The 11,613-nt window shown below is 71.7% G+C and carries 8 protein-coding genes; 5 read left to right on the forward strand and 3 right to left on the reverse strand.

Going from position 1 to position 11,613, the window contains the following annotated elements; genetic code table 11:
• Window positions 1-46: 46 nt before the first annotated feature.
• Window positions 47-895, reverse strand: coding sequence for a serine/threonine-protein kinase (locus tag ABFX46_RS05750; RefSeq protein WP_346040284.1), 849 nt, complete (start codon window positions 893-895; stop codon window positions 47-49).
• A 187-nt stretch (window positions 896-1,082) separates the two neighbouring features.
• Here ABFX46_RS05750 and ABFX46_RS05755 point away from each other — a divergent pair, with 187 nt between their 5' ends.
• Entirely contained in the window at window positions 1,083-2,972 is a 1,890-nt protein-coding gene (locus ABFX46_RS05755) for an LCP family protein (protein ID WP_346040285.1), read from the forward strand.
• 4 nt (window positions 2,973-2,976) lie between these two features.
• On the opposite strand, the gene ABFX46_RS05760 is transcribed toward ABFX46_RS05755, so the two are convergent.
• Together ABFX46_RS05760 and ABFX46_RS05765 are read right to left on the reverse strand one after the other, a co-directional pair.
• Window positions 2,977-3,594, reverse strand: a complete 618-nt coding sequence (locus ABFX46_RS05760) for a prepilin peptidase (RefSeq protein ID WP_346040286.1) — start codon at window positions 3,592-3,594, stop codon at window positions 2,977-2,979.
• Window positions 3,595-3,659: 65 nt separating this feature from the next.
• Window positions 3,660-5,006: an OmpA family protein gene (locus tag ABFX46_RS05765; protein ID WP_346040287.1), complete on the reverse strand. Its 1,347-nt coding sequence runs from the start codon at window positions 5,004-5,006 to the stop codon at window positions 3,660-3,662.
• A gap of 835 nt (window positions 5,007-5,841) precedes the next feature.
• Between ABFX46_RS05765 and ABFX46_RS05770 the strand changes: the two genes are divergently transcribed.
• From ABFX46_RS05770 to ABFX46_RS05785, 4 genes are all read left to right on the forward strand, one after another.
• A complete protein-coding gene (locus ABFX46_RS05770) occupies window positions 5,842-6,132 on the forward strand; it encodes a DUF4282 domain-containing protein (protein WP_346040288.1) in 291 nt (96 codons plus the stop codon).
• Window positions 6,133-6,144: 12 nt separating this feature from the next.
• A complete protein-coding gene (locus tag ABFX46_RS05775) occupies window positions 6,145-8,490 on the forward strand; it encodes a protein kinase domain-containing protein (protein ID WP_346040289.1) in 2,346 nt (781 codons plus the stop codon).
• Window positions 8,487-9,614 (forward strand): response regulator receiver protein, encoded by a 1,128-nt coding sequence (locus tag ABFX46_RS05780; RefSeq protein WP_346040290.1) that lies wholly within the window; start codon window positions 8,487-8,489, stop codon window positions 9,612-9,614. Before ABFX46_RS05775 ends, ABFX46_RS05780 begins: the two co-directional genes overlap by 4 nt.
• An 80-nt stretch (window positions 9,615-9,694) precedes the next feature.
• The gene (locus tag ABFX46_RS05785) at window positions 9,695-11,596 is read left to right on the forward strand and encodes an AAA family ATPase (RefSeq protein ID WP_346040291.1); all 1,902 of its coding nucleotides are present in this window, start codon (window positions 9,695-9,697) and stop codon (window positions 11,594-11,596) included.
• Window positions 11,597-11,613: the final 17 nt, after the last annotated feature.

Genomic DNA, 11,613 nt, shown 5'->3' on the forward strand with positions numbered 1-11,613 from the left:
GCGCCCGATGATCGGCACGGCTCCCCGCGATTGACGATGAACGCGGTCAGCGGGGCGGAGGGCCGAGGTGGTCGAAGATCTGCAGGGGCTCGCCGTCCAGGGTGCGGACGGGGAAGCGCAGCTCCAGGCGGCAGGCGGCCAGGGCATGGCGGGCCATGGCGGCGTTCTCGGGGCGCTGGGCGGGGTCGTCCGCGCACAGCCGGGCGACCACCGCCCAGAGCGTCGGCGGCACCCCGGCGGGCGGAGGGCCGACGCGCTGCCGGGGCGCGGGGTCGCCCGCGCCGGTCAGCATCCGCCAGCCGACCATGCCGGCCGCGTACAGGTCCTGGCGCGGCCCGGGGCGGTTCCAGTCGAGCACCTCCGGTGCCAGGTATCCGGGCGTGCCCACGGTGAAGCCGGTCGTGGTGAAGCGCATCCCGTCGTCCCCCAGCGCGATCCCGAAGTCGGCCAGCCGCACGTGCGGCGCCCCGACCGGGCTCGGCTCCAGCAGCAGGTTGGCTGGCTTCACGTCCCGGTGGACGACCCCCGCACCGTGGATGTGGCTCAACGCGGCGAGCAGCTGATCGAGCACCTCCGCCGCGTAGGCCGCCGGGAGCCTGCCGTAATCGCCGAGGAGGGTCTCCAGCGAGCCGCCGCGCATCAGGTCCATCGCCAGGAGGACGTCGTCGTCCGTCATGCACCACGCGTAGGGCGTCACCACGTGCGGATGCGCCAGCCGCAGCGCCCGTTCGCGCACGACCCGCAGCATCGACGTGGGCCCCCGCCGCCGGACCAGCTTGGCCGCGCAGTACCGCCCCTCCGCGCCGTCATGGGCACGCCAGACCCGGCTCGTCCCTCCGATGCCGATCCGGTCCAGCATGGTGAACCGACCGCCGATCACCCACCCCGCGTCCACGGGCACCGATCGTACGGAAGACGACCTGATCCGGCCGCCCCGGATCTCACACTTCTGTCAACAGAACGGGCACTCCGGGCATCCAACAGAGGGAGGCGCGCGCTCCCCGCACATCCCGCCGCCTCCATACAATGATCAACCGCCCCGAACCGCCCGCCCTCACCAGGGCCCTCCCGAGACGTGACCTATGAGCGACGAAGCCCCCGGCCGCGACGACCTCGCACGGGACAAGGCCGCCCACACCCCTCCCAGCGACCGTCCCGACGAGGACAACGCACCACAGCCCCCCGGCCCGAGCGACAGCGCCACCACCAACCGGGAACCGGCGAACACGGTCGGCGAGGGCGTCGCGGCAAAGCCTACGAACACAGCCGCGTCCGACCAAAGCAACAAGAGCGCGAACCTCGAAGAGGCCGCGAACACGGTCAGCGAGGGCGCCGAGGCCAAGGCTGCAGACACAGCCGGGTCCGACCTGAGCAGCGAGAGCGCGACCGCCGAAGAGGCGGACACCACCCGCAGCGAGGGTGACACAGCGACGGCCACGGGCACGGGCGCCTCCGACCGGAGTAACGAGAGCGCAACCGCGGAAGAAGCGGACACCACCGGCAGCGAAAGCCTCCCGGCTAAGGCTGCGGGGACGGGGGCGGCGTCCGGGCGGAGTGGCGAGAGCTCGGGGGGTGGAGAGGTAGATGGCACCGGCAGTGAGGGCATTGGGAAGGGGCGCGGTCGGCGGCGGAAGGTTTTGCGGCGGGTCGCGCTCGGGGTTGTCGTGGTCATGCTGCTTGCGGGTGGCGGGGCGGCCTGGCTGTATCACGACATCGTCGGAGGGATCGAGCAGAAGCATGTGAGCGACAAGCTCGGGACTGACCGGCCTAAGAAGCTGAACAAATCGCTCAACATCCTGCTGATCGGGTCGGATACGAGGGAGGGCGACAACGCGCGGTACGCGGCGGACGGGATAGCGGGGGCGCGGTCGGACACGACGATCCTGCTGCATCTGTCGCCGAACCGGGACCAGGCCGTCGGGATCAGCTTTCCGCGCGACTCGATGGTGAAGATCCCCGAGTGCGACAAGGAGAAGGGCGCGCCCGTCCGGGCGCGGTTCGGGATGCTGAACACGGCGTTCGCATTCGCCGGCCCGACGTGCACGTGGAAGACGCTGGAGTCGCTCACCGGAATCCACATCGACCATTTCGTCCAGGTGGACTTCGCCGGGTTCAAGCGGATGGTCGACGCGCTCGGCGGTGTCGAGATCTGCGTCGACAAACCCGTCAACGACCCGCGGGCGGAGCTGTATCTCAAGGCCGGCAAGCAGACCGTGAAGGGTGAGCAGGCGCTGGGTTATGTCCGTGCCCGCTACTCGCTCGGAAATGGTTCCGACCTCGAGCGGATCGAGCGGCAGCAGAAGTTCATGGCGTCGGTCGTCGACAAGGCCACCAGCGGTTCGGTCCTCAGCGATCCGGCCAAGACGTACAAGTTCCTCAAGGCCGCGACGAAGTCGATGACGACCGATGACGATCTCGACCTGGCGGCCATGCGGAAGCTGGCGGACGGCCTCAAGGGGATGAGCGCCGGGCAGGTGCGGTTCGTGACCGTCCCGGTGGAGCGGTACGCGCCGGACCCGAACCGCGTCCAGTGGAACCAGGAGCTGGCGAAGCCGATGTTCGACGCGATCCGGCACGACAGCGAGCTGCCCGCCGAGCCCGCGAAGCCGGTGAAGGCCCAGCCGGCGCCCCCCGCGCCCGGCAAAGTGCACGTCACCGTCGTCGACGCGGGCGGCAAGAGCGAGCTGATCAAGCGTGTCGTCAAGCAGCTCAAGCGGCGCGGTTACAAGGTCGAGAAGAAGGTGGAGAAGGGCGCCGAATCGGCCGAGAGCCGCCTCGTCTACGCACCGGCCGCGGAACCGCAGGCGTCGGCACTCGCACGGGACGCCCCCGACGCGATGCTCACCGCCGACGCGAAGGCCCCGCAGGACGGGGTGCGACTCATCATCGGCACGAGCGGCCTCCACCTCGCACCGCCCGCCATCAACAAGATCGGCGGCGGGGTAAAGGCGGGCCAGAACCTCTGCAAGTGAGCCCTCAGGTGGACGAGAGGACGGCGATGAGCGTGCCCGCGAGCATGTACGGGCTGAACGGGAACTCGCCCTTCCGCGTCCTGCGGACGATCATGATGCCGACGGCGGCGAGGCCGCCGAGCAGGTAGGTCGCGAGGAGGCCGAGGACCCAGGCGTCCAGCCCGAACCAGCCGAGGCAGAGGCCGAGCACGCCGGAGAGCTTGACATCGCCCATCCCGATCCCCGACGGGACGAGGAACGCCTGGAGGAAGTACAGGGCGAACAGCGCCGCCATGCCGATGAGCGCGTGCTCGAACCGCCGCAACCCGTCGTCGGTGAACGGCGCGCCCGCCGCCAGCAGCGCCGCCGCCAGCCCGTAGGACGGGAGCGTGAACCGGTCCGGCAGCCGCTTGACCTCGACGTCGATGAACCCGAGCAGGGTCCCGACCGCCGCCAGGTAGAGCAGCGCCGGCAGGACGGGCTCCGCTCCGACGCGCCAGCCCAGCACGCCGAACAGGACCGCGGTGACCAGGCCGAGCACGATGCGGTCGCGGCGCGTGACCTCACCGGTGTAGCGGGTCGCCAGCGGCGCCGCGAGCAGGCCGGCGGCGAGCCCGGCGGGCACCACCACGAACGCGACCATCGCTCCTCGCCCCGATCCCGCATCGACTCTCGGCCACCGGCACCCTAACCGGGCGAACACCGCACCTATCTGATGGGCACGTTCTTGATGACGGCCTTGCGGTCGTCGTAGGGGATCTCCACGTCCACGGTCGTCGCGGACGGGGCGGGCTTGAACAGGTTGGCGTACGTACCGCTCTCGCCGGGATTGAGTTCGCGCTTCTCGGCGAACGCGAACGAGGTGCACAGGCACACGCCCTGATCGTCCCGCAGCGTGCGGTAGGCGAGCTTCGCCGAGTTGTCGAGGAGCGAGATGCCACCGGTGGTCCTGCCGTCGTACTGGAGCAGGCCGGCGTCGAAGGCGCCGGCCACGTCGACCAGCTCGGCGCCGTTGTTCGTGAGCGTCCACACGAGCGACACGAGGCCGCCGGAGTCGCGGTGGAGGCCGTTGACGGTGACGGTCAGTTTCTGAGCGTCGGGCAGTTGCCCCTGCGAGACGGCGGGCAGCCTGCCGCCCGGCGACCATGTCACCGGCGGGCCGGCCGCGGTGCCGCCGGACGGTGCCGCCGGACCCTTCACCGGCCGGGCGAAGGTGACGGCCACCCGCCGGTTCCTCCGCCGTCCCTCATCGGTGTCGTTGCTCTCCACGGGGTCCGCCGAACCGTGGCCGACCGATTGGTAGGTCAGACCGGTCTTGGTCACCAGGCTCTTCAGCTTGGCCTCGACCGCCTGAGCCCGGCGCTCCGACAGCGGCTGGTTGATCGCGTCGTCGCCGGTGTTGTCGGTGTACCCGTCGATCTTGACCGTGGCGCCCGGCGACCGGTCGATCTGCCGGGCCAGATCCTGGAGGAGCGCCTGCGCCCGCGGGCTGAGGTCCGCCTTGTTCAAGGCGAACAGCACGTCCGCCGACAGCCGGACGCGCTTGTCACCGGCGATCTCGTCCTCGGACAGCGCGACGCCGTCGGCCTTGCTGACGATCGGCCGGATGATCGGCTGCCCGAGCGAGAGCTTGCCGATGTCGGGCTGCTGGCTGGGGCCCGGGGCGACATCGCCCTTGCCGATGGGCAGGTCCACCATCGGCGCCGTGTGCGGCACCTGGACGGTGACCTTGGAGACCTCCGCCGGCAGCGCGGGGAAGACGGCGTAGATCTCCAGCGACCGCCCGGCCGCGAGGTCGCCGAGCTCACTGCACAGGCACTCCCCGTCGGCGGTGCGCAGCGGGTAGTACGCCTTCCCGTCCGCTGCGTCCAGCAGCGCCAGGCCGTGCGCGAAGAAGCCGCTGCCGGTGGGGTTCTTCTCGTCGGAGAGGGCCTCGCGCATGTCGACCGTCTGCCGGCCCTGGTTGACCACCCGGAAGCGGCTGGTGATCTTGTCCCCGGCGATCCGGTTCAGGACCTGGGCCTGGACGAGCACCGGCCCGTTCTCATGCGTCATCAGCTGCGATTGCAGGACGGGAAAATCCGCCGCCTTACTGGACGGATTTCCGGACGTCTTTGAAGCGGTTTTCGGATCGTCCCCCGTTCCACTGCATCCCAGCACGGCCAGCGCCGCCACCGACAGGACGACCATTACCCGGCCGGCCGCCAGAGTACTCCGAGGCGAATTCACGAGCCCACTCCCTCTTCCGGCCACCAAGCCAGGGGCGAACGTAGCAAACGACAACAGAGAGAGCAACCAGCGGTCATCATTCTTGTCGAAGTCACTTTTTGCCGCTGTTAGGGCTGTGAGATGACGCTGAACTGCCGACCACAATGATGCCCAACACGTTCCGTGCCCGATGAGGTGCGGCCATCAAGGAGTTCCCGCCGCCGTCGGGGCGTACCCTCTCGGCGACAGCCCTACAGGAGAAGCGCCGACACTACATATGTAGCGGAATTAGCACAGTCGATTACTGCGCTCCGGCCCCTCCACACCGTTCCATGTAATAAGAACGGCAGGAGTCAGGGACGTCCTTCGGTGACCGCGAGCATGGGGCCTGCCGGTGGGGTGACAGGTTGTGCGCGGCAGGCCGCCGGACCGGGTGCGGGGCGGGTGCAGGCTCTAGAGTCTGGGTGTAGGCCCCACACTGGAGACGACGGCGATGACGAATCCTTCGGACCCCGGTCACCCACCGCGCCCGCAGGCGCCCGATCCGATGGGGGGCCCGTACGGTCAACCGCCCGGTCCGCCGCAGCCGGGTCCCGTCCCCGGCCCCCGCGGGCCCGGTCTGGGCGGTCCGGCGGTTCCGCGGGAGCAGGGGTGGGTTCCGCCCGAGCGCACCGAGAAGGGGTTGCTCGCCGCTCTGCTGGACGCCAATTTCGACTCGCTGGTGACGCCGCGGCTGCTCAGGCTCTTCTACGCCCTGTCGATGGTCATGGTCACGCTCGAGTGCCTCGCCATCGTCGGGTTCGCCATCTGGGTCATCTCGGTGGACTTCTACTGGGCCGTCGCGGTCCTGCTGATCCTCGCCACCCCGCTGATCTGGTTCTTCCAGATGCTGTTCGTCCGGATCCTCATGGAGGCCGTGGTGGTGCGGTTCAAGCAGGCGGAGTATCTGCGGGTCATCAAGGACAAGAGCTAGACGAGGCTGCTGGTGGGCGAGTTCGACGGCACGCCGCCGCGGGAGACGCGGCGGGACGCCGGGGCGACGCGGCGCGACGGGGCGCGGGTGCCCGGGCCCCGGGCTGCCTCGGAGACGGCGCGGGACGGGGCGGTGGGCGGCGGCGATCCGCTGATGCGGCTGCCGGCGGCGCTCGCCGAGCGGTACGCGACGGTCGCGGAGCTGCCGGTGCAGGGCGCCGAGTCGGACCTGCTGCTGGTGCGGGACGCGGCCGGCGGCGAGTACGTGGTGAAGATCTTCCGCCGCGGCTACCGCGCCGACCGGGACGTGTGGGCGAAGCTCCCCGCGCTCGACTCGCCGCACGTCCTGCGGATCCTGGAGACCGGGCACGCGGACGGGCGCGACTACGAGGTCACCCCGTACGTGCCGGACGGCAACCTGCGGGCGCTGATGCAGGAGGGGCCGCTCGGCGACGAGGCGGCCGGCGAGGTCGCGGCGCAGCTCGCGGCGGGGCTCGGCGCGCTGCACCGGGCCGGGATCGTCCACCGGGACCTCAAACCGGAGAACGTGCTGGTGATGGCGGCCGCGCCGCTGCGGCTGGCGATCGCCGACTTCGGGCTGAGCAAGGTGCTCGACCAGAGCGTGGTGTTCGCGTCGTCGTCGCGGACGCTGGCGTACGCGGCGCCGGAGTCGCTGTCGGGGCAGGTGTCGCCGGCGCGCGACTGGTGGTCGCTCGGCATGATCGTCCGCGAGCTGGCGACGGGGCGGGCGCCGTTCCAGGGGCTGAGCGAGACCGTGGTCGTCGACCATCTGGCGACACGCGCGGTCAGCGCCGACGACGTCGCCGACCCGAGGCTGCGGACGCTGTGCCGCGGGCTGCTCACCCGTGATCCGCGCAAGAGGTGGACGGGCGAGCAGGTCCGGGAATGGCTGGACGGAGGCTCGCCGCCGGTCGCGGAGGAGAGCCCGCAAGCCGAAGCGGGTAATGGACTCCCTTTCAAGGGACGGCGCTATGCGCGAAGGGACGAGTTGGCGCGGGCGCTCGTCGAGAACTGGGATCACGCCGCGCAGTACTTCTTCGGACGAGGCGAGTCGGGCGAGGCATGGCGGAGTCTGCGCGAATGGCTCGCCGACGTCCCGGACGACAGCCGAATAGGACTCATCGACGGCTACCTCATGACGAGGCTGCCGCCGGATGTGAAGCTGCTGCATCTGATCCGCTGGCTGGATCCGGCGCTTCCACCGCATTTCCTCGGCCGCCGCGTCACCGCCGACGATCTGCCGGGGCTTGCCGCACTCGCCGGTGATCACCGGCATCCCGATCACCGCACCGCCGTCCTCATCGGGCGGGCGTTGTGGGAGCACCATCTGCTGCGGGTACTCGCCGGTTTCGAGGATGCCGAGGAATTGGCCCGGATCGATGACCGGTGGCGCGCCCATGCGGCGGCCTGGGACGACCTCGTCCGCTGGCTGCGCGAGCAGGACGCCATGCCGCCGGGCGTCGCACGGCGGCTGCCGGACGCCGGGGCCGAGGAGCCGCCCGCGGTGCTGCTGGCGCTGCTCGCGCTGGCGGCGCGTCCGGCGGAGGCGCACCGGCTGATCGAGGAGGGCGCGGCGCGGGCGCGCGAGGCGGTGTCGGACGCGGTTCCGTGGTTCGCCTGGATGGCGGACGGGGCGGGCGACGATCCGCTGCGGCTCCTCGCGGTGACGCGCGCCGCGCCGGAGGCCGTCGCGGAGAGCGAGTCCCGGGCCCGCGACCGGCATGCGGCCGAGCAGCGCGGCGAGGCGTTGAAGGCGCAGTGGGCGGAGCGGGAGCGGCAGCGGCTCGCCGGGCGCGGCGCCGCCGCGGTCAGGGCCGTCCTGTGGACGCTGCCGCTGCTGTTCTTCTGGCTCGCCGGCAGCTGGGTGGTCGGATCCCTGTTCGGAGGCGGCGGCGACGAGGGGACCGCATCCGTCGGCCTGCACAGCTCCGCGTCGGGTTTCTCGTTCGGTGCGCTGGCCGTCGTGTCCGTGCTCGCCTGGGCGGTGCAGTGCGGCAGTGAGGTGCTGCTCGCGCGCGCGCAAGGCAAGGACTATCTCCCCTACGGCCCGTGGTCGATGCTCTCGGGAGTTCTGAACGCGAGCGGTCGCGGGTTCTCGAAGGCGTCCCAGACGATGTCGGGCGCCGCGCAGCGGACGGGGCGGCGCGGCTGCGGCCTCGTGCTGCTGGCCGTGACGGTCCCCCTGCTGCTCCTTCTTCTTCTGCTCGCGGCGCTGACGTCCATCGCGAGCGTGCTGTGGGTCCTCGTCCTCATCGCCGCCTCCGCCGCGCACGCCGTCGCGGCGGGCGTGCGGCTGCACCGCTGGCGGCAGGCGCGCACGATCGGAGGCACTTCTTGAGCAGCGGGATCGACGCGGACATCGCGCTGGACGCGGCGGTCGTCCTCAGCCTCGGCATGAACCGGGTGCTCGGACGCGGCGCCGGGCTGGCCGGCCGGGGCGCGGAGGCCCTCGCGGCGCTCGCCGCCGGGCGGGCCGAGGCGCGGGCGGCGGCGCTCGCCGAGGTCGAGTCGCAGGAGCGCGCCCTGCGCGAGGTCGTGGAGCGCAACGCGCGCATCGCCGCGCTCGCCGAGACCCGCGCGAAGATCGGCGCGGAGGTCGCGCTGCCCGAGCAGTGGACGCCGGGCGAGCAGCCCCCCGAGGAGCTGACCGCCTGGTGCGCCGCCGCCGACCGGGCCCTGGACGAGGCCGAGCGGCGGCTGTCCGAGCACCTCGCCTCCCAGGTCAGCACGCAGATCTTCGGCGTCCCCACCGAGGGCCTCACGGCGGACACGGCGGCTCGGAGCACGCCCCCGCCCGCCGGCGACGACGTCCAGCGGAACCTGGAAAGGATCATGACGCGGCTGCTGCCGGACGCGGCGGACGCCGAGCGGCGGGCCGTGGCGGAGGCGGCCGGGCTGCTCGCGGGCGCCGGGACGCCGGAGGAGGCCGAGGGCGTCCTGCAGGAGGTGCGGCTGCGGATCCAGGCCGCCAACCGCCGCACCGAGGAGCGGCGGGCGGAGGAGCGGCGGCGGGCGGAGGAGCGCGACGCCGCCGAGCAGGCCGAGGCCGAGCGCCGGTACGTCCTCGACTCGATCACCGCCGCGTTCGAGGACATGGGGTACGAGGTCCACGCCGGGTTCGAGACGCTGACGGCCGAGGACGGCACGGTGACGCTGACGAAGGGCGCCTGGCCCGACCACAGCGTCCGGATGCGGGTGGACGACGCCGCGCACGTCCGCGCGTCGATGGTGCGGGAGCGGCCCGCCGAGAGCGAGGACGACCGGCGGGTGGACGTCGAGCGGGAGCGGGAATGGTGCGAGGCGTTCGAGGCCGCGCGGGCGCGCCTGGCGGACGCCGGGATCCGCTCGGACGTGGCCTGGCGGCTGGAGCCCGGGGTGCGTGAGCTGCCCGTCTCCGCGCGGCCACGGCAGACTAGGGGGCGTGCCGGGCAACGCGAACGGCACCGCGAGCGTCATAACTGAGATGCCGGGGGCGTCGGAATGGAGTGGGTCGCACCAAATGACCGGAGCGGACCAGGTCCTTCCTCCATGGGGGAGCACAGATGAGCATTGAATCGCCGACCCTCGGGGGGCGGCTGCAGGGCTGGCCGCCGTTCGTCCGGGAGCTGGACGCGACGCTCTCCGTGCACTCCCAGTACGTCCTGTCGGGGAACCTGTACGACAGCTTCCTCACACCGCCGGCGGAGGGCGGGGCGCCCACGGGGCTGCTGCCGCTGCGCGCCCTGCTGTGGGAGGCGCTGCGCACCAGCGGCGCGTCGTTCATGGCCGTGTACGACCCGGTGGACGGCCTGCAGGTCATGCCGGGGGACGACGACTCGATGCAGGCCGCCGAGCGCCTGCTCGGCAAGATCAAGCCGGACGAGAAGCCGTCGCTGGAGGGCCTGACCCGGCTGCTGGCCGCGGTGGCCCGGCCGAAGGAGGACGTCCGCGCCGCCTTCGTGATCGACTCCGCGTCGCGGATCGCCCGCACCCCGACCGACCTGGAGCCGGCCGAGCGCGACTTCTTCCGGTTCTGCGCGAAGCTGTCGCGCACCGCCCGGCCCGTCCGGGTGACGGGGGCCCGGCCGAAGCCGCTCTACAACCCCGTGCTGTGGCTGGTGGAGCGGCCCGGCGACCTGCCGCCGTGGCTGACGGCCGACAACGAGAACGTCCGCGAGATCACGATCCCGCGCCCGCACCTCGGCGACCGGCAGGAGACGGCGCGGCTGCTGGCCCGTGCGTTCGGGGTCACCGACGTCGGCGGCGACGAGGCCGCCGCCGCCGCGTGCGACGCGTTCGCCGAGCAGGCCGACGGCCTCACCCTGCAGTCGATGATCGAGGTGACCCGGCTGGCGAAGGAGCGGGGCGTCGGCCTCACCGACCTGCCGGACGCCGTCCGCACCTACAAGCTCGGCGTGCTCGACAACCCGTGGAGCCGCGGCCATCTGCGCCGCCGGGTGCTGGAGGGCGAGAAGCGCGTCCCCGAGCGGGTGATCGGGCAGCCGCAGGCCGTCACCAAGACCCTGGACATACTGAAGCGGGCGGTGCTCGGCCTGTCCGGCGCGCAGGCGACCCGGTCCGGCAGCCGGCCGCGCGGCGTGCTGTTCTTCGCGGGCCCGACCGGCACCGGCAAGACCGAGCTGGCGAAGGCGATCACCGAGCTGGTGTTCGGGGACGAGTCGGCCTACCTCCGCTTCGACATGAGCGAGTTCTCCGGCGAGGGGTCCGGCGACCGGCTGATCGGGTCGCCGCCCGGCTACGTCGGGCACGAGGCGGGCGGCGAGCTGACCAACGCCGTCCGCGAGGACCCGTTCCGGGTGATCCTCTTCGACGAGATCGAGAAGGCGCACCCGCGGATCCTGGACAAGTTCCTGCAGATCCTGGAGGACGGCCGGCTCACCGACGGGCGCGGCAACACCGTCCACTTCTCCGAGTCCATCCTGATCTTCACGTCCAACCTCGGGATGTACGTCCCGGGCCGCGATCTCACGACGCGGGACGCGTCCCCGTACTCGGCGCCCGACCGTGTGCAGAACATCACACCCGGAATGTCGTACGACGAGGTCGAGCAGCGCATCAAGGGCGCGGTCGCCGACCATTTCACCGAGGTCCTCAACCGGCCGGAGCTGCTCAACCGGTTCGGCGACAACATCGTCGTGTTCGACTTCATCTCCGCCGAGGCCGCGCACAAGATCTTCGACCTGCAGTTCGCGAACATCTGCCGCCGGGTCACCGAAGAGCACCGGCTCTCCCTCGCGGTGAAGGGCGACGCGCTGACGACGCTGCGCGCGTGGTGCACGGAGGAGCTCGACAAGGGCGGCCGCGGCATCGGCATGGCGCTGGAGTCCCACTTCGTCAACCCGCTGGCGCGCGCGCTGTTCGACCGCGAGCTCGTCCCGGACGAGAAGGTCACCGTGACGGGCATCCGGCGCGAGGGAAGCATCGTCCATCTGGACCTCCAGTGACCGGCCCGGCCCCGGCC

Source organism: Actinomadura chokoriensis, assembly GCF_039529475.1.
Lineage (GTDB): Bacteria > Actinomycetota > Actinomycetes > Streptosporangiales > Streptosporangiaceae > Spirillospora > Spirillospora bangladeshensis.

Bases quoted from the DNA above. Each gene is read 5' to 3' on its own strand.
- ABFX46_RS05755 (WP_346040285.1), top strand. From the start codon at position 1,083: ATGAGCGACGAAGCCCCCGGCCGCGACGACCTCGCACGGGACAAGGCC.
- ABFX46_RS05760 (WP_346040286.1), bottom strand. From the start codon at position 3,594: ATGGTCGCGTTCGTGGTGGTGCCCGCCGGGCTCGCCGCCGGCCTGCTC.
- ABFX46_RS05765 (WP_346040287.1), bottom strand. From the start codon at position 5,006: ATGACGCATGAGAACGGGCCGGTGCTCGTCCAGGCCCAGGTCCTGAAC.
- ABFX46_RS05785 (WP_346040291.1), top strand. From the start codon at position 9,695: ATGAGCATTGAATCGCCGACCCTCGGGGGGCGGCTGCAGGGCTGGCCG.